Source organism: Mizugakiibacter sediminis (assembly GCF_000953855.2).
Classification (GTDB): domain Bacteria; phylum Pseudomonadota; class Gammaproteobacteria; order Xanthomonadales; family Rhodanobacteraceae; genus Mizugakiibacter; species Mizugakiibacter sediminis.
Map to the genome: position 1 here is coordinate 19,312 of NZ_DF970218.1, position 18,050 is coordinate 37,361.

Consider the following 18,050-nt stretch of genomic DNA (forward strand, 5'->3'; position numbering starts at 1 on the left):
CGCCGATGACGCTTTCCCAAGGAATCCTGCTGACCATCGTGCTGGCGCCGCTGGCCGGCTCGCTGCTGGCCGGCCTGTTCGGGCGCCAGATCGGCCGCGCGGGCGCGCACACCGTCACCATCCTCGGCGTGGCGCTGTCCTGCGCGCTGTCGTGCTACGTGCTTTACCAGCTGGTGTGGGGCGGGGCGCCGACCTACGACCAGAACGTCTACACCTGGTTCGAGGTCGGGCAGCTCAGCGCCCACGTCGGCTTTCTGGTCGACCGCCTGACCGCGATGATGATGGTGGTGGTCACCTTCGTCTCGCTGATGGTGCACGTCTACACCATCGGCTACATGGCCGACGACGACGGCTACCAGCGCTTCTTCAGCTACATCGCCCTGTTCACCTTCTCGATGCTCATGCTGGTCATGAGCAACAACTTCCTGCAGCTGTTCTTCGGCTGGGAGGCGGTCGGCCTGGTGTCCTACCTGCTGATCGGCTTCTGGTACAAGCGGCCGAGCGCGATCTACGCCAACCTGAAGGCGTTCCTGGTCAACCGCGTCGGCGACTTCGGCTTCATCCTCGGCATCGCCGCGGTGCTGTACTGGCTGGGTTCGCTGGACTACGCGCAGGCGTTCCAGCAGGCCGGCCGCCTCGAAGACCTGACGCTGACCCTGGTTCCCGGCCATCCGTGGCACGCGGCGACGGTGATCGGCGTGCTGCTGTTCATCGGCGCGATGGGCAAGTCGGCGCAGGTGCCGCTGCACGTGTGGCTGCCCGATTCGATGGAAGGCCCGACGCCGATCTCCGCGCTGATCCACGCGGCGACCATGGTCACCGCCGGCATCTTCATGGTCGCGCGCATGTCGCCGCTGTACGAGCTGTCGGAGACGGCGCTCAGCTTCGTGCTGGTGATCGGCGCCACCACCGCGCTGTTCACCGGCCTGATCGGCATCGTGCAGAACGACATCAAGCGCGTGGTCGCCTACTCGACGCTGTCGCAGCTCGGCTACATGACCGTGGCGCTGGGCGTGTCGGCGTATTCCGGCGCGGTGTACCACCTGATGACGCACGCCTTCTTCAAGGCGCTGCTGTTCCTCGGCGCCGGCTCGGTGATCATCGCCATGCACCACGAGCAGGACATGCGCTACATGGGCGGCCTGCGCAAGTACATGCCGGTCACCTACATCACCATGTGGATCGGCTCGCTGGCGCTGGCCGGCATGCCGGGCTTCGCCGGCTTCTTCTCCAAGGACGCGATCATCGAGGCGGTGGGCGCGTCGCAGCGCGCCGGTTCCGGCTACGCCTACTTCTGCGTGATGGCCGGCGTGTTCGTCACCGCGCTGTACAGCTTCCGCCTGCTGTACCTGACCTTCCACGGCAAGGAGCGCTTCACCGTCAAGGCCGGCCACGGCGCGCACCACGACGACCATCACCACGAACCGGGCGTGCTGGCGCATCCGCCGCACGAGTCGCCGTGGGTGGTGACGTTGCCGCTGGTGATGCTGGCGATCCCCTCGCTGCTGATCGGCTGGCCGACGATCGGGCCGATGCTGTTCGGCGACTACTTCGGACGCTCGATCGTGGTTGGCGAGGCCCACGACGTGCTCGGCGAGCTGGGCGCCGAGTTCCACGGCCCGTTGGCGATGGTGCTGCACGGCTTCACGCAGTGGCCGTTCTGGATCGCCTTCGCCGGTTTCGCCGTGGCGACCTACGTCTACCTGATCGATCCGGCCGCCGCCGACCGCGTCAGGCGCGCGCTGAAGCCGGTCCACGAACTGCTGTCGCACAAGTACTGGATCGACGAGCTGTACTACGCCGTGTTCGCCAAGGGCGGCGTCCGGCTGGGCCGGGCGTTCTGGCGCGGCGGCGACGCGGCGGTGATCGACGGCGCGATCGACGGCAGCGCGGCGCTGGTCGCGCGCGCGGCGGCGACGCTGCGCGGCCTGCAGTCCGGATTCCTGTACCACTACGCCTTCGCGATGATCTTCGGCCTGGTCCTGCTGCTGGCCGGGTTCTGGCTGTTCGGCCACGTCTGAGTCCCAGGGAAGCGAGCCCCCACGATGTCGAATCTGCCCTTGCTGAGCCTGCTGATCTGGGTGCCGATCGTCGGCGCGGTGCCGGTGCTGCTGGCCGGCGCCGGCCGTCCCAACGCCGCGCGCTGGCTGGCGCTGCTGGTGTCGGTCGCGGCTTTCGTGCTGAGCCTGCTGGCGCTGCCGGCGTACGACGCCGCCAGCCCGGCGATGCAGCTGGTCGAGAACCACCCCTGGATCGAGACGCTGCGGGTGAACTACCACCTCGGCGCCGACGGCATCTCGCTGGCGCTGATCCTGCTGACCACCTTCACCACGATCCTGGTGGTCGTCGGCGCCTGGGAGGTGATCCAGGACAAGGTCCACCAGTACATGGCCGCGATGCTGGTGCTGGAAGGGCTGATGGTCGGCGTGTTCTGCGCGATGGACGCGCTGCTGTTCTACGTGTTCTTCGAGGGCATGCTGATCCCGATGTTCATCATCATCGGCATGTGGGGCGGCCCGCGGCGCGTGTACGCCACCCTGAAGTTCTTCATCTACACCTTCCTCGGCTCGATCTTCATGCTGGTCGGGCTGATCTACCTGTACTTCAAGGCCGGCACCTTCGACTTGGCGACGCTGGCCTCGCTGCCGCTCGGCATGCGCGAGCAGACCTGGCTGTTCTTCGCCTTCCTGATCGCCTTCGCGATCAAGGTGCCGATGGTGCCGGTGCACACCTGGCTGCCGGATGCGCACGTCGAGGCGCCGACCGGCGGCTCGGTGGTGCTGGCCGCGGTGATGCTGAAGGTGGGCGGATACGGCTTCCTGCGCTTCTCGCTGCCGATCGTGCCGGACGCCTCGCAGGCGTATGCCTGGGTGGTGATCGCGCTGTCGCTGATCGCGATCGTCTACATCGGCTACGTGGCGCTGGTGCAGGAGGACATGAAGAAGCTGATCGCGTACTCCTCGGTCGCGCACATGGGCTTCGTCACCCTCGGCACCTTCATCGCCTTCGCGCTGGTGCGCGAGGCCAACGACGTGCAGATGGCCAAGCTGGGCATGCAGGGCGCGATGGTGCAGATGATCTCGCACGGCTTCGTCTCCGGCGCGATGTTCACCTGCATCGGCGTGATGTACGACCGCCTGCACACGCGCATGATCAAGGATTACGGCGGCCTGGTGAACGTGATGCCGTGGTTCGCCGCCTTCATGGTGCTGTTCGCCATGGCCAACTGCGGCCTGCCGGGCACCTCCGGTTTCGTCGGCGAGTTCATGGTGATCCTGGCGAGCTTCGCGGCGAATGCGTGGATCGCGCTGTTCGCCGCCTTCACCCTGATCATCGGCGCCGGCTACACGCTGTGGCTGGTCAAGCGCGTGATCTGGGGCGACGTCGCCAATCCCCACGTGGCCGAGATGAAGGACATCAACGCGCGCGAGGCCTTCGTGCTCGGCGCGTTCGCGCTGGCGGTACTGGCGCTGGGCGTGTGGCCGTGGCCGCTGACCCATCTGATGGACGCCTCGATCGGGCAGCTGGTCGAGAAGCTCGTGGTGACCAAGGTCTGAGGAACGCGCATGCCGACCCTGAACGACATCCTGACCCTGTTGCCGGAGCTGTACCTGACCGGCGCGGTGTGCATGCTGCTGCTGATCGACGTGTTCCTGCAGGCGGACCAGCGCTGGGTCACGCACTGGCTGGCGGTCCTGGTGCTGGCGGTGACCGGCTGGCTGGTGGTCAGCGGGCAGCCGACGGCGCCGACGACGGCGTTCGGCGGCATGTTCGTGCGCGACGGCGTCGCCGAGGTGCTGAAGGTGTTCGCGCTGCTGGCCAGCGGCATCGTGCTGGTGCTGTCGCGCCCGTACCTGCGCGACCGCGAGCTGCACCTCGGCGAGTTCTACACGCTGATCCTGTTCGCCACGCTCGGCATCATGCTGCTGGTCTCGGCCGGCAGCCTGGTGATGATCTACCTCGGCCTCGAGCTGCTGACGTTGTCTTCCTACGCATTGGTCGCGCTGAACCGCGACTCGCGGCTGTCCTCGGAGGCGGCGATCAAGTACTTCGTGCTGGGCGCGCTGGCCTCGGGCATGTTGCTGTACGGCATGTCGATGATCTACGGCGCCACCGGTACGCTCGACCTCGGCTCGATCCGCGCCGCTTCCGCCACCAGCGCGCATCCGACCCTGCTGCTGTTCGGCCTGGTGTTCCTGATCGTCGGCATCGGCTTCAAGTTCGGCGCCGCGCCGTTCCACATGTGGCTGCCGGACGTCTACCAGGGCGCACCCACCGCGGTGACCACATTCATCGGCTCGGCGCCCAAGCTGGCCGCGTTCGGCATGGCCTACCGTCTGCTCGATTCGGGCATGGGCGGGCTGCTCGTGCACTGGCAGGAAATGCTGGCCGTGCTGGCGGTGCTGTCGCTGGCGATCGGCAACATCGTCGCCATCGCGCAGAAGAACCTGAAGCGCATGCTGGCCTACTCGACCATCTCGCACATGGGCTACCTGTTCCTCGGCCTGGCCAACGGCACGCCGGCGGGTTACTCGGCGGCGATGTTCTACGCGATCTGCTACGCGCTGATGGCCACCGCCTCCTTCGGCATCATCCTGGCGCTGGCGCGCACCGGCTTCGAGGCGGAGGAGATCGCCGATCTCAAGGGCTTGAACCAGCGCTCGCCGTGGTTCGCCGGCCTGATGGCGCTGGCGATGTTCTCGCTGGCCGGCGTGCCGCCGCTGTTCGGCTTCTTCGCCAAGGTGCTGGTGCTGAAGGCGGCCATCGACGCCGGCATGCTGTGGCTCGCCATCGTGGCGATCCTCGCCGCCATCGTCGGCCTGTACTACTACCTGCAAGTCGTCAAGGTGATGTACTTCGACAAGCCGGAAGGCGAGCCGCTGCGCGCGCAGGTCGACCCGTCGCTGCGCGTGGTGCTGTCGGCCAATGCCCTGGCCCTGCTGGTGCTGGGGCTGTGGTGGGGGCCGCTGCTGGCGTGGTGCCAGCGCGCATTCGCCGGCTGACGAGGCTTGCACAAAGCCGGCTAGGCCGGTATATTTCACGGACTCTGTTGCGGGGTGGAGCAGTCTGGCAGCTCGTCGGGCTCATAACCCGAAGGTCGCAGGTTCGAATCCTGCCCCCGCTACCAGATTCCTTTCTGACAAGAAAGCCTCCTCGTGAGGCTTTTTTGTTGGCCGCAGGGAAGCGGGCTGGCGCCGGCGTCGGGACGCGACACAACGGCGACGATGGAATGGGCCGGCTGCGCCCATTTTTTGTTTGCAGGTACCGTATCGACTTGGACACGCACGCGCTCACCGCCCGACTCGCCCCGGCGCTGGCCGATCTCGGCCTGGAATGCCTGGGCGTGGAATGGAACCCCGGCCGCGGGGAGAGCCTGCTGCGCGTCTACATCGACGCCTCCGACCATGCGGTGACGCTGGACGACTGCGAGGCGGCCAGCCGCGAGATTTCCGCGCTGCTGGACGTCGAGGACCCGATTCCGGGCCGCTACGTGCTCGAGGTGTCCTCGCCCGGCGTGGACCGGCCGCTGTTCAGCGCCGCGCAGTTCGCGCGTCACGTCGGCGCCGAGGCGCGCATCACGCTGAAGCTGCCGCTGACCGGCGGGCGCCGTCGCCTGCGCGGCAGGATCGTCGCGGTCGAGGGCGATCGCGTGACCGTCGAGCACGACGGCGCGCGCACCGTCCTCGAGCACGCCAACATCGAAGGCGCGCGCCTGGTGCCGGACTGGGAGGCGCTGGGCATCGGCCCGGCGCCGAAGCCCGGCAAGGGCAAGGCGAAGCCCGGCAAGGGCAGAATCAAGCAGTGAATCGACGATCCGGGGCGGGAGCGCGCCCGGAGGAGCATCAGGCCATGAGCAAAGAACTTCTGCTGGTCGTGGACGCGGTGGCGAACGAGAAGGGCGTGCCGCGCGGAGTGATCTTCGAGGCGATGGAGGCGGCGCTCGCTTCCGCGGCGAAGAAGCGCTACCCCGATCAGGACGTGTCGATCCGCGTCTCCATCGACCGCGATACCGGCGAATACGAGACCTTCCGCCGCTGGGAGGTGGTCGCCGACGACGTCGAGATGGAGTCGCCGGACCGCCAGATCCGCCTGATGGACGCGGTCGACGAGCGCGCGGACGCGCAGGTCGGCGAATACATCGAGCAGCAGATCGAGAACGCCGAATTCGGCCGCATCGCCGCCCAGGCCGCCAAGCAGGTGATCGTGCAGCGCGTGCGCGAGGCCGAGCGCGCGCTGGTGGTCGACGCGTTCAAGGACCGCGTCGGCGAGCTGGTCACCGGCATCGTCAAGCGCGTCGAGCGCGGCAACATCTATCTCGACCTCGGCAGCAACGCCGAGGCGTTCGTGCCGCGCGACCGCGCCATCCCGCGCGAGGCCGTGCGCGTCGGCGACCGCCTGCGCGGCTACCTGTACGACGTGCGTTCGGAAGTGCGCGGTCCGCAATTGTTCGTCTCGCGCACGGCGCCGGAGTTCATGATCGAGCTGTTCAAGCTCGAGGTACCGGAAGTCGGCCAGGGCCTGGTCGAGATCAAGGCCTGCGCGCGCGATCCGGGCGACCGCGCCAAGATCGCCGTGCTGGCGCACGACAGCCGCACCGACCCGATCGGCGCCTGCATCGGCATGCGCGGTTCGCGCGTGCAGGCGGTGTCGAACGAACTGAACGGCGAGCGCATCGACATCGTGCTGTGGAACGACAACCCGGCGCAGTTCGTGATCAACGCGATGGCGCCGGCGGAAGTGCAGTCCATCATCATGGACGAGGAAAAGCACTCCATGGACATCGCGGTGGCCGAAGACAAGCTGTCGCAGGCGATCGGCCGCGGCGGCCAGAACGTGCGCCTGGCCAGCAAGCTGACCGGCTGGCAGCTCAACGTGATGACCCAGGACCAGGTGCAGGCGAAGAGCGAGGCCGAGCAGGAGGCCGCGCGCCAGCTGTTCATGGACAAACTCGAGGTCGACCAGGAAATCGCCAACATCCTCGTGCAGGAGGGTTTCTCCACGGTCGAGGAAATCGCCTACGTGCCGAGCGCGGAGCTGCTGGCGGTCGAAGGCTTCGACGAGGACATCGTCGAGGAACTGCGCGCCCGCGCCCGCGACGCGCTGCTGACCGAGGCGCTGGCGGTCGAGGAGGAACTCGACGAGCACAAGCCCAGCGAGGAGCTGCTCGCCCTGGAGGGCATGGACGAGGCCACCGCCTACGCGCTGGCCGAACGCGGCGTGACCACGGTGGACGATCTCGCCGACCTCGCGGTCGACGACCTGATCGACATCGAGGGCATGGACGAGGAGCGCGCCGGCCAGTTGATCATGGCGGCGCGGGCGCCGCTGATCGAGCGGCTGGAGCAGGGCGGCTGATAAGGTACGGTGAGGCGCGGCCGTCGCGGCCGCGCGGGGAAGCCGGGAGGCTTCCCGCCACGGACGGCAGGTGAGCCCGGATCGCAGCGTGACGCGCGGCGGGCGAAGGCGGAGCGCAGGAACGGCGGAGTACGAGAACGATGTCGGACGTGACGATCAAACAATTGGCCAGTGTCCTCGGCATGACGCCGGACAAGCTGCTCGCGCAGTTGGCCGAGGCGGGGATGAAGTTTTCCAGCCCCGATCAGGTGATCAGCAGCACCGAGAAGGTGAAGCTGCTGGGCTTCCTGCGCCGCACGCACGGCAAGGGCGCCGCCGCCGAGCCCGAGGAAGCCGCGCCGCGACAGATCACGTTGAAGCGCCGCAAGGTCAGCGAGATCACCGTCGCCACCGGAGCGCGCGGTGCGGCCGCCAAGACGGTCAACGTCGAAGTGCGCGCCAAGCGCACCTACGTCAAGCGCAGCGTGATCGCCGAGGAGGCCGCGGCCGACCAGAGCCGCGAGGAAGCGCTGCGCAAGCTGCAGGAATCGCAGCTCAAGCGCGAGGCCGAAGAACTCGAGCGTCAGGAGCAGGAGCGCCGCCGCCTCGAAGAGGAGGCGAAGCTGCGCGCCGCCGAAGAGGAGCGCCGCCGCGCCGAGGAAGAGCGCGCGCGCGCCGAGGCCGAGGCCGCGCGCCTCGCCGCCGAGGAGCGGCGCGGCGCGCGCGAGCCGGAGGCCGTGGCGGCGGCGCCGGCCGCCCACGAACGGCCCGCGCACAAGGCGAAGGAGGAGCGCGCGCGGCGCGAAGAACCGGCGCCGCATCCGGCGCGCCACGCGCGCGGCTCGCACCGCATGCGCGACGAGGGCGGCGAGGATTTCGCCGGCCGCTACGTCGGCGGCGAGCTGCACCTGACCGCGGAGGAGCGCGCGCGCCGTTCCAGCCGCAAGAAGGCCAAGCCCAAGGTCGCCGAGATCTCGCGCATCGCCGAGCGTCACGGCTTCTCCAAGCCCACCGCGCCGGTCGTGCGCGAGGTGGCGATCGGCGACAGCATCAGCGTCTCCGACCTGGCGCAGAAGATGGCGGTGAAGGGCGCCGAGGTGGTCAAGGCGCTGTTCAAGATGGGCGTGATGGCGACCATCAACCAGGTGATCGACCACGACACCGCGGCGCTGGTGGTCGAGGAGCTCGGCCACAGGGCCGTGCGCGCCGAGGACAAGGGCGCCGAGACGGCGCTGCTGGCGCGCACCGCCGCCGCCGCCGAGGGCGAGCAGGAACCGCGGCCGCCGGTGGTCACGATCATGGGCCACGTCGACCACGGCAAGACCTCGCTGCTCGACTACATCCGCCGCACCAAGGTGGCGGCGGGCGAGGCGGGCGGCATCACCCAGCACATCGGCGCCTACCACGTGACCACGCCGAAGGGCGTGATCACCTTCCTCGACACGCCGGGCCACGCCGCGTTCACCTCGATGCGCGCGCGCGGCGCGCAGTCGACCGATATCGTCGTGCTGGTGGTGGCGGCCGACGACGGCGTGATGCCGCAGACCGTGGAAGCGGTGCAGCACGCGCGCGCCGCCAACGTGCCGATCATCGTCGCCGTCAACAAGATGGACAAGCCGGAAGCCAATCCGGACAACGTCAAGCAGGGTCTGGTGCAGCACGAGGTCGTGCCCGAGGAGTGGGGCGGCGACGTGCAGTTCGTGCCGGTATCGGCGAAGACCGGCGACGGCGTCGACGCGCTGCTCGACGCGATCTCGGTGCAGGCCGAGGTGATGGAGCTGAAGGCCGTGAAGAGCGGCCGCGCCGCCGGCGTGGTGATCGAATCCAGCCTGGACAAGGGGCGCGGTCCGGTGGCGACCGTGCTGGTGCAGCAGGGCACGCTCAAGCGCGGCGACTTCATCGTCTGCGGCGTCGAGTACGGCCGCGTGCGCGCCATGTTCGACGAGACCGGCAGCCAGGTGCAGGAAGCCGGCCCGTCCATTCCCGTGCAGGTGCTCGGCCTGTCCGGCGTGCCGGACGCGGGCGACGAATTCGTCGTCGTCGCCGACGAGCGCCTGGCCAAGGACGTCGCCCAGGAACGGCAGCAGAAGCGCCGCGAGACGCGCCTGGTCAGCAAGACCAACCGCCTCGAGGACATCATGGCGCAGATGGGCCAGGGCGGCGAGCAGCAGACGCTCAACCTGGTGGTCAAGGCCGACGTGCAGGGTTCGGTCGAGGCGCTGCGCGACGCGCTGGTCAAGCTGTCCAACGACCTGGTGAAGGTCAACGTGGTCGCGTCCGGCGTCGGCGGCATCACCGAGTCGGACGCCACGCTGGCCGCCGCCTCGAAGGCGCTGATCATCGGCTTCAACGTGCGCGCCGACGCTTCTGCGCGCAAGGTGATCGACGCCAACGGCCTGGACGTGCGCTACTTCTCGATCATCTACGACGTGATCGACCAGGTGAAGCAGGCGGCGAGCGGCCTGCTCGGCACCGAGGTGCGCGAGGAGATCATCGGCGTCGCCCAGGTGCGCGAGGTGTTCCGCAGCTCCAAGTTCGGCGCCGTCGCCGGCTGCATGGTGGTGGAGGGCGTGGTCAAGCGCCACAAGCCGATCCGCGTGCTGCGCGACAACACGGTGATCTTCCAGGGCGAACTGGAGTCGCTGCGCCGCTTCAAGGACGCCGTCGAGGAAGTGCGCAACGGCATGGAGTGCGGCATCGCCGTCAAGCAGTACAACGACGTCAAGCCCGGCGACCAGATCGAGTGCTTCGAGCGCATCGAGGTGGCCAGAACGCTGTGATGGTTGGCGGGACCCGGGACTCGGAAAGCACGAGGCGGCAAGCGTCCGGCTTGCGTTTTTTCCGACTCTAAGTCCCGCGTCCCGCAAGAAACGGAACCCGCATGCCTTCCGCCGACTTCAAACGCACCGACCGCATCGCCGCCGAGCTGCGGCGCCTGCTCGGCAGCATGGTGCATGCCGCGGTGCGCGACCATGCGCTGCCCTCGGTCAGCGTGTCCGACGTGGAAGTGACGCGCGATCTCGACGTCGCCACGGTCTGGGTCACCGCGCTGCTGCCGGAGCAGTCCCGCGACGCGGTGAAGGCGCTGAACGACCTCGCCAAGGAGTTCCGCCGCGAACTGTCGCGCGAGATGCGCATCCGCCGCGTGCCGGAGCTGCGCTTCAAATACGACGACTCCGTCGACCGCGGCGAGCGCATCGAATCGTTGCTGCGCCAGGAAAAGGACAAGGGGCGGCTGTAGCCGCGCGGCTTTCGGTCGCTCCGCGGGGCTGGCGCCGAGCGCCGCCTGGAGCCCCTTCGCCGTTGTTTCGGCGCAAGCCGGAGCTCGAAGCGTCGCGTGCGAGGCACGCGAAGATGCTGGCGCGAGACCGGTGCGGCGAAGCGCTGGATTCCGGCTTGCGCCGGAATGACGGCGAAACCCATACGCTCTTCCCGAGTCCCGAGTCCCGAGTCCCGAGTCCAGTCTCCCCATGCCCCCTCATCCCCTCCGCCCCGTGCACGGCATCCTGCTGCTCGACAAGCCGGCGGGGATGAGCTCGAACCAGGCGCTGCAGGCGGTGCGGCGGCTGTACGGCGCGGAGAAGGCGGGACACACGGGCAGCCTCGATCCGCTGGCGACCGGCCTGCTGCCGCTGTGCTTCGGCGAGGCGACCAAGATCGCCGGCCTGCTGCTCGGCGCGCGCAAAGCCTACGCGGCGGAATGCCTGCTGGGCGCGACCACGACGACGGCGGACAGCGAGGGCGCGGTGCTGCAGCGCCGCCCGGTGCCGCCGCTGGACCCGGACGTGTTGCGGCAGGCGCTGGCCGGCCTCACCGGACGCATCGTCCAGATCCCGCCGGCGCACTCGGCCATCAAGCAGGGCGGCGAACCGCTGTACCGCCGCGCCCGGCGCGGCGAGGCCGTGGACGTGCCGCCGCGCGAGGTCGAGGTGCACCGCTTCGAGTGCCTTGGCCAGGAGGGGCCGAAACTGCGGCTGTACGTCGAATGCGGCGCGGGCACCTACGTACGCAGCCTGGTGCGCGATCTCGGCGAGCGGCTCGGCTGCGGCGCCCATCTGACCGCGCTGCGTCGGCTGTGGGTGGAGCCGTTCCGCGATCCGGCCATGTTCGGCCTGGACGCGCTGCGCGAGCGCCACGCGCAGGGCGGGGCGGCGGCGCTGGACCCCCTGCTGTTGCCGCTCGACGCCGGCCTGGCGGCGCTGCCGGCGGTGCGGCTGGATGCCCGCGGCGCCGCCGCGCTCGCCCACGGCCGCGCCGTGCCGGTCGCCGCGGCCCCGGGGCGCTGCCGGGCTTATGCGCCGGATGGGCGGCTGCTGGCGCTGGGCGAAGTCGGCGTGGACGGCGTGCTGCGCGTGCTGCGCGGCCTGAGCCTGCCGCCCGCCGCCTGAAAACCCTTGTTGCGGCGCCGTCTTGGCCGCTAAAATAGCGCGCTTACCGCACGAACCAGAACCAAACCCGGCGGGGCTTGCGAAGCGCCATCGGCGCCGGTGCCGTTTCGCAAGTCTCGCATACGCTTTCGAGGACCCGAACACATGTCGCTTTCCGTCGAACAGACCAGCAAGATCATCGCGGACTACCGCCGCGCGCCGAACGACACCGGCTCGCCGGAGGTGCAGGTCGCGCTGCTTTCCGCGCGCATCGACCATCTGACCCAGCACTTCAAGGTGCATGCGCAGGACCACCACTCCCGCCGCGGCCTGCTCAAGCTGGTCAACCAGCGCCGCCGCCTGCTGGATTACCTGAAGAAGAACGACGGCGAGCGCTACCAGTCGCTGATCGATCGCCTCGGCCTGCGCCGCTGACGGGTCGGGGAGAACACAACGTGGCGAAAGTAACCAAGTCGTTCCAGTACGGTCACCGCCAGGTCACGCTGGAGACGGGCGAAATCGCCCGCCAGGCGTCCGGCGCGGTCAAGGTGGAAATGGACGGCACCGTGGTGCTGGTCACCGCGGTCGCGGCGCCGAAGGCGCGCGAGGGACAGGACTTCTTCCCGCTCACCGTCGACTACCAGGAAAAGTTCTATTCCGCCGGCCGCATCCCCGGCGGTTTCTTCAAGCGCGAGGGCCGTCCCACCGAGAAGGAGACCCTGACTTCGCGCCTGATCGATCGGCCGATCCGCCCGCTGTTCCCCGAGGAGTTCAAGAACGAGGTGCAGGTGATCGCCACCGTGCTCTCGATGAACCCCGAGGTCGACGGTGACATCCCGGCGATGATCGGCGCCTCGGCCGCGCTGATGTTGTCCGGCATTCCCTTCAAGGGCCCGATCGGCGCCGCCCGCGTCGGCTACGCCGACGGCCAGTACCTGCTGAACCCGACCGCGACCGAACTGAAGACCTCCGATCTCGATCTGGTCGTGGCCGGCACCGCCAACGCGGTGCTGATGGTGGAATCCGAGGCCAAGCTGCTCGGCGAGGAGACGATGCTGGGCGCGGTGATGTTCGGCCACCGCGAGATGCAGAAGGCGATCGCGGCGATCAACGACTTCGTGGCCGAGGCCGGCCGCAAGCCGTTCAAGTGGGAGGCGCCGCCGCGCAACGACGCGCTGTTCGCCGCCATCCGCGGCGTGCTGGGCAACCGCCTGGCCGAGGCCTTCCAGATCCGCGACAAGCTCGAGCGCCGCGACGCCATCGCCGCGCTGAAGAGCGAAGTGAAGACCGCGATCGCCGCGGAAGCCGCCGAGAAGGGTTGGAGCGACCTCGAGATCGCCGCCGCGTTCGGCGAGATCGAATACCGCACCATGCGCGACGGCGTGCTGAAGACCAAGGTGCGCATCGACGGCCGCAAGCTCGACGAGATCCGCCCGATCACCGTGCGCGTCGGCGTGCTGCCGCGCACCCACGGCTCGGCGCTGTTCACCCGCGGCGAGACGCAGGCGCTGGTCACCGTCACCCTGGGCACCACCAAGGACGCGCAGATCATCGACGCGCCCGAGGGCGAGTCCAAGGACACCTTCCTGTTCCACTACAACTTCCCGCCGTTCTCGGTGGGCGAGACCGGCCGCATGGCCGGCCCGAAGCGCCGCGAGATCGGCCACGGCCGCCTCGCCAAGCGCGGCGTGCAGGCGGTCAAGCCGACGATGGAGCAGTTCCCGTACGTGCTGCGCGTGGTCTCCGAGATCACCGAGTCGAACGGCTCCTCGTCGATGGCCTCGGTGTGCGGCTCCTCGCTGGCGATGATGGATGCCGGCGTGCCGCTGAAGGCGCCGGTGGCCGGCATCGCCATGGGCCTGGTCAAGGAAGGCGACGACTTCGTCGTGCTCTCCGACATCCTCGGCGACGAGGACCATCTCGGCGACATGGACTTCAAGGTCGCCGGCACCGCCGACGGCGTGTCCGCGCTGCAGATGGACATCAAGATCGACGGCATCACCGAGGAAATCATGCGCACGGCGCTGGAGCAGGCCAAGCGCGGCCGTCTGCACATCCTCGGCGAGATGGGCAAGGTGATCAGCGCGCCGCGCCCGGAGATGAGCGAGTTCGCGCCGCGCCTGCTGACCATGCGCATCCACCCCGACAAGATCCGCGAGGTGATCGGCAAGGGCGGTTCGGTGATCCGCGCGATCACCGAGGAGACCGGCACCACCATCGACATCAACGACGACGGCACGGTGGTGATCGCCTCGGTCAACCGCGACGCCGCCGAGGCGGCGAAGAGCCGCATCGAGCAGATCGTCTCCGACGTCGAGCCGGGCCGCATCTACGAGGGCAAGGTCGCCAAGCTGATGGACTTCGGCGCCTTCGTCACCATCCTGCCCGGCAAGGACGGCCTGGTGCACGTGTCGCAGATCTCCAACGAGCGCGTCGAGAAGGTGTCCGACAAGCTCAAGGAAGGCGACATCGTCAAGGTCAAGGTGCTGGAGGTCGACAAGCAGGGCCGCATCCGCCTGTCGATGAAGGCCGTGCTGGAAGACGCCAAGGCCTGAGCCCCGGCCATGGCCGTGTTCGCCTGACGCCCGGCGGCGCAAGCTGCCGGGCGTCGTCGTTTGTTGTGGTGCAACATGACGCGCGCTAGCATCGCCGCGGTGCGTGGAGGTGGACATGACCGGACCCGACGGCGGTTTCTTCAAGGACTACGAAGCCCTGGCGCGGCAGTCCTGGGATGCCTGGAGCGAGTACCTGCGTTCGGCGGCCGGCGCCGACGGCAACGGCGGCAGCGCGACGGTCGAGCAGATCCTCGCCGGCCTGAAGGGCTATTTCGCCTGGCTGGAAACCGTGGCCGCCGCCACGGCGGGGCCGGATGCAGGCGCATGGCGTGATGGACTGGCGAATGCGCTCGGCGGAGCGGCGTCGCTGCAGCAGGCGTTCGCCGGGCTCGACGGCGCCGGCGCGCAGGGCTTCGAGGCGATGCTGCAGCGCCTGCAGGAGGCGGCGGCGCCGTGGCGGAACGAACTCTCGTCCTGGCTGCGCACGCCCGCCTTCGGTTTCGCGCGCGAGCACCAGGAACGCCGGCAGAAGCTGGCGCAGGCCTGGCTGGACTGCCAGACGCAGCTCGGCCGCTACCAGGCGCTGATCGCCCGCGCCAACCGCCTCGGCGCCGAGCGGCTGGAGGCGAAGCTGGTCGAACGCACGGAGCCCGGCCGCCAGGTCGATTCGCTGCGCGCCCTCTACGACCTGTGGGTCGACGCCGCCGAGGAGGCCTACGCCGAGATCGCGCTGTCGCCCGAGTTCGGCGAGGTCTACGGCGCGCTGGTCGACGCGCAGATGCGCGCGCGCGCGCTGCTGCAGCGCGAAACCGAGGAGGTCGCGCGCCAGCTCGGCATGCCCACCCGCAGCGAGGTGAACGCGATCGGCCGGCGGCTGCAGGAAATGCGCCGCGAATGGCGGCGGCGTTCCGACGGCGCGATCGCCGAGGAAGTGGCGGCGCTGCGCGCCGAGGTGGCCGAACTGCGCGCGCGGATCGGCAAGGCGCCGGGCACGCGCAAGACGTCCGCGGCGAGGGCGCCGTCCGCGCGCAAGCCGAAGCCGCGCAAGTCGTGAAGGAGCCCCGCATGTACGCGCCGCTGCGCATCGATCCGCACAAGGCCCTCGAGGAAATCGCCACGTTCCAGCGCAAGCTGGCGGCCGGTCTGAAGACCCTGCGCGAGCTGCAGGAAGTCCGCTTCGGCGCCACGCCCAAGGAGCCGGTATACCGCGAGGACAAGCTGGTGCTGTACCGCTTCCGCGGCGAGCGCGCGCCGACGGCGAAGACGCCGCTGCTGATCTGCTACGCGCTGGTCAACACGCCGTACATGGTCGACCTGCAGGCCGACCGCTCGCTGGTGCGCAACCTGCTGGCGCAGGGCGAGGACGTCTACCTGATCGACTGGGGCTACCCCGACGGCGCCGACCGCTGGCTGACGCTGGAGGACTACATCGAAGGCTACCTCGGCCGCTGCGTCGACGTGCTGCGCGAGCGCCACGGCGTGGAGGCGATCAACCTGCTCGGCATCTGCCAGGGCGGCGCATTCTCGCTGTGCTACAGCGCGCTCAACCCGCAGAAGATCCGCAACCTGATCACCATGGTCACGCCGGTCGATTTCCACACGCCGGACAACATGCTGGCGCACTGGACGCGCGCGATGGACGTCGACCTGTTCGTCGACACGCTGGGCAACGTGCCCGCCGACCTGATGAACTGGTGCTATCTGACGCTGAAGCCGCTGCGCCTGAACCAGCAGAAGTACGTCGGCCTGGTCGACATCCTCGACGATCCTGCCGAGGTCGAGAACTTCCTGCGCATGGAGAAGTGGATCTTCGACTCGCCGGACCAAGCCGGCGAGGCGTTCCGCCAGTTCGTCAAGGCGTTCTATCAGGAGAACCGGCTGGTGCGCGGCGGTTTGCACATCGGCGGCCGCGAGGTGAGCCTGAAGCACGTGACCATGCCGGTGCTGAACATCTACGCCGAGCAGGACCACCTGGTGCCGCCGTCGGCCTCGCGGCCGCTGCGCGAGCACGTCGGCACGCGCGACTACACCGAATTGAGCTTCAAGGGCGGGCACATCGGCATCTACGTGTCCTCGCGCGCGCAGCGCGAGGTGCCGCCGGCGATCCACGGATGGCTGCGCGAACGCTCGGCATGAACCGGCCGAAAGGCTGCGGCAAGCACGTTCGTGCCAGCATCGCGGCGCGGTGCGCGCAGGCCGGCATGACGGCATGACATCGCTTCCACCGACGATTCCTGGCATGGACTACGCACGTTACGACCGCATCCGCGCCGTGCAATGGCGCGACGATCACCTGCGCCTGCTCGACCAGCGTCGGCTGCCGTTCGAGGAAGCGTGGATCGACTGCGCCGATGCGGCGGCGGTGGCGCAGGCGATCCGCGACCTCGCCGTGCGCGGCGCGCCGGCGATCGGCATCGCCGCGGCCTGGGGCGTGGTGCTGGCGATGCGGCGCGGCGCCGATCTCGACGTGGTGCTGGCGACGCTGCGCGCGGCGCGTCCCACCGCGGTCAACCTGATGTGGGCGCTGGACCGCATGAAGGCGCGCATCGCCGCGGGCGCGGACGCCGCCGCGCTGGTCGCGGAAGCGCAGGCGATCCAGGACGAGGACCTCGCCGCCAACCGGCGCATGGGCGCGCTGGGCGCGGCGCTGATCGCGCCCGGCAGCGGCGTGCTGACCCACTGCAACACCGGCTCGCTGGCCACCGCCGGCTTCGGCACGGCGCTGGGCGTGATCCGCGCCGGCGTGGCCGAAGGCCGCATCGCGCGCGTGTACGCGGGCGAGACGCGGCCCTGGCTGCAGGGCGCGCGCCTGACCATGTGGGAGCTGGTGCGCGACGGCATCCCGGCACGGCTGATCGCCGATTCGGCGGCGGCGCACCTGATGAAGAGCGGCGCCGTGCAGTGGGTGATCGTCGGCGCCGACCGCATCGCCGCCAACGGCGACACCGCCAACAAGATCGGCACCTACCAGCTCGCCATCGCCGCGCGCCATCACGGCGTGGGGTTCATGGTGGTGGCGCCGTCCTCCACCGTGGACATGGCGACGCCCGGCGGCGACGCCATCGAGATCGAGCTGCGCGATCCGGCCGAACTGCTCGAGGTCGCCGGCCGCCGCATGGTGGCGGAAGGCGCGCAAGCCTGGAATCCGGTGTTCGACGTGACGCCCGCCGCGTTGATCGATGCGCTGGTGACCGAGCGCGGCGTGATCGAGCGCCCCGACGCGGCATCGATGCGCGCGGCGTTCGGCTGAGCGCATGCGCCGGCAGATCCTGCACTTCTTCCTCGCCGGCTGCATCGGCTTCGTGGTCGACGCTGGCGGGGTGCAGCTGCTGGTCAGCGTGTTCGACGCCAACCCCTATCTGGCGCGGCTGCTGTCGTTCCTCTGCGCGGCCAACGCCACCTGGCTGTACAACCGCAGCGTGACCTTCGTCGGCCGCGGCAGCTTCGCCCTGGTCGGCGAATGGACGCGCTGGATGCTGGCGATGAGCGCCGGCTTCGCCCTCAACTACGTCACCTACGCGGCCCTGGTCTTCCATTTCCCCACCGTGCGCGCCTGGCCCGTGCTGGGGGTGGCGGCGGGCTCTACGCTGGGCGCGATCGCCAACTTCCTGAGCGCCCACCACTGGGTTTACGGCGGCCCTGCGAACGGCCTGAAATCGCGCCCGTAAATCCTCATCCCGAAAGGGATTTTTCGCCCATTCCATGGGCGGCCTGTGGTATGATTCGAAGGTTGTTCCGCACCCGCCAGGACGCCCCTCGGGGCGCGACCGGCATCACGTCCTCCGCTCCAGGG

At 69.2% G+C, this 18,050-nt stretch carries 14 protein-coding genes and 1 tRNA gene; all 15 read left to right on the top strand.

The genetic code is table 11. The features are described 5' to 3' along the window. Positions 1-5 precede the first annotated feature (5 nt). Complete coding sequence (gene nuoL, locus MBSD_RS09905; protein ID WP_062537182.1) at positions 6-2,021, top strand: NADH-quinone oxidoreductase subunit L; 2,016 nt, start codon at positions 6-8, stop codon at positions 2,019-2,021. Between the two features lie 24 nt (positions 2,022-2,045). Further along, the gene (locus MBSD_RS09910; protein WP_062537183.1) at positions 2,046-3,557 is read left to right on the top strand and encodes an NADH-quinone oxidoreductase subunit M; all 1,512 of its coding nucleotides are present in this window, start codon (positions 2,046-2,048) and stop codon (positions 3,555-3,557) included. A 9-nt stretch (positions 3,558-3,566) separates the two neighbouring features. After that, the gene (gene nuoN / locus MBSD_RS09915) at positions 3,567-5,003 is read left to right on the top strand and encodes an NADH-quinone oxidoreductase subunit NuoN (protein ID WP_062537184.1); all 1,437 of its coding nucleotides are present in this window, start codon (positions 3,567-3,569) and stop codon (positions 5,001-5,003) included. Positions 5,004-5,051: 48 nt separating this feature from the next. Further along, a tRNA-Met gene (locus MBSD_RS09920) sits at positions 5,052-5,128 on the top strand. Positions 5,129-5,275: 147 nt separating this feature from the next. Continuing rightward, entirely contained in the window at positions 5,276-5,806 is a 531-nt protein-coding gene (locus tag MBSD_RS09925) for a ribosome maturation factor RimP (protein WP_062537185.1), read from the top strand. Positions 5,807-5,850: 44 nt separating this feature from the next. Continuing rightward, positions 5,851-7,356 (top strand): transcription termination factor NusA, encoded by a 1,506-nt coding sequence (nusA, locus tag MBSD_RS09930; protein WP_062537186.1) that lies wholly within the window; start codon positions 5,851-5,853, stop codon positions 7,354-7,356. A 140-nt stretch (positions 7,357-7,496) separates the two neighbouring features. After that, a complete protein-coding gene (infB, locus tag MBSD_RS09935; protein WP_062537187.1) occupies positions 7,497-10,115 on the top strand; it encodes a translation initiation factor IF-2 in 2,619 nt (872 codons plus the stop codon). A 101-nt stretch (positions 10,116-10,216) separates the two neighbouring features. Next, a complete protein-coding gene (rbfA, locus tag MBSD_RS09940; RefSeq protein WP_062537188.1) occupies positions 10,217-10,576 on the top strand; it encodes a 30S ribosome-binding factor RbfA in 360 nt (119 codons plus the stop codon). 229 nt (positions 10,577-10,805) lie between these two features. Then, positions 10,806-11,723, top strand: coding sequence for a tRNA pseudouridine(55) synthase TruB (gene truB / locus MBSD_RS09945; RefSeq protein WP_062537189.1), 918 nt, complete (start codon positions 10,806-10,808; stop codon positions 11,721-11,723). 144 nt (positions 11,724-11,867) lie between these two features. Further along, positions 11,868-12,137, top strand: coding sequence for a 30S ribosomal protein S15 (rpsO, locus tag MBSD_RS09950; protein WP_062537190.1), 270 nt, complete (start codon positions 11,868-11,870; stop codon positions 12,135-12,137). Between the two features lie 20 nt (positions 12,138-12,157). Next, complete coding sequence (pnp, locus tag MBSD_RS09955; RefSeq protein ID WP_062537191.1) at positions 12,158-14,257, top strand: polyribonucleotide nucleotidyltransferase; 2,100 nt, start codon at positions 12,158-12,160, stop codon at positions 14,255-14,257. Between the two features lie 115 nt (positions 14,258-14,372). Beyond that, complete coding sequence (phaE, locus tag MBSD_RS09960; protein ID WP_062537192.1) at positions 14,373-15,311, top strand: class III poly(R)-hydroxyalkanoic acid synthase subunit PhaE; 939 nt, start codon at positions 14,373-14,375, stop codon at positions 15,309-15,311. Positions 15,312-15,322: 11 nt separating this feature from the next. Further along, complete coding sequence (locus tag MBSD_RS09965) at positions 15,323-16,393, top strand: class III poly(R)-hydroxyalkanoic acid synthase subunit PhaC (protein WP_062537193.1); 1,071 nt, start codon at positions 15,323-15,325, stop codon at positions 16,391-16,393. Between the two features lie 103 nt (positions 16,394-16,496). Next, positions 16,497-17,507: an S-methyl-5-thioribose-1-phosphate isomerase gene (mtnA, locus tag MBSD_RS09970; protein ID WP_062537194.1), complete on the top strand. Its 1,011-nt coding sequence runs from the start codon at positions 16,497-16,499 to the stop codon at positions 17,505-17,507. Positions 17,508-17,511: 4 nt separating this feature from the next. Next, the gene (locus MBSD_RS09975; protein ID WP_062537195.1) at positions 17,512-17,925 is read left to right on the top strand and encodes a GtrA family protein; all 414 of its coding nucleotides are present in this window, start codon (positions 17,512-17,514) and stop codon (positions 17,923-17,925) included. The last annotated feature ends 125 nt before the right edge of the window (positions 17,926-18,050 follow it).

Excerpts from the sequence above, each read along its gene's own strand:
- mtnA (WP_062537194.1), top strand. The coding sequence starts at position 16,497 with ATGGACTACGCACGTTACGACCGCATCCGCGCCGTGCAATGGCGCGAC.
- rpsO (WP_062537190.1), top strand. The coding sequence starts at position 11,868 with ATGTCGCTTTCCGTCGAACAGACCAGCAAGATCATCGCGGACTACCGC.
- MBSD_RS09975 (WP_062537195.1), top strand. The coding sequence starts at position 17,512 with ATGCGCCGGCAGATCCTGCACTTCTTCCTCGCCGGCTGCATCGGCTTC.
- nuoL (WP_062537182.1), top strand. The coding sequence starts at position 6 with ATGACGCTTTCCCAAGGAATCCTGCTGACCATCGTGCTGGCGCCGCTG.
- truB (WP_062537189.1), top strand. The coding sequence starts at position 10,806 with ATGCCCCCTCATCCCCTCCGCCCCGTGCACGGCATCCTGCTGCTCGAC.
- infB (WP_062537187.1), top strand. The coding sequence starts at position 7,497 with ATGTCGGACGTGACGATCAAACAATTGGCCAGTGTCCTCGGCATGACG.
- MBSD_RS09910 (WP_062537183.1), top strand. The coding sequence starts at position 2,046 with ATGTCGAATCTGCCCTTGCTGAGCCTGCTGATCTGGGTGCCGATCGTC.
- MBSD_RS09965 (WP_062537193.1), top strand. The coding sequence starts at position 15,323 with ATGTACGCGCCGCTGCGCATCGATCCGCACAAGGCCCTCGAGGAAATC.
- nuoN (WP_062537184.1), top strand. The coding sequence starts at position 3,567 with ATGCCGACCCTGAACGACATCCTGACCCTGTTGCCGGAGCTGTACCTG.
- rbfA (WP_062537188.1), top strand. The coding sequence starts at position 10,217 with ATGCCTTCCGCCGACTTCAAACGCACCGACCGCATCGCCGCCGAGCTG.
- phaE (WP_062537192.1), top strand. The coding sequence starts at position 14,373 with ATGACCGGACCCGACGGCGGTTTCTTCAAGGACTACGAAGCCCTGGCG.
- nusA (WP_062537186.1), top strand. The coding sequence starts at position 5,851 with ATGAGCAAAGAACTTCTGCTGGTCGTGGACGCGGTGGCGAACGAGAAG.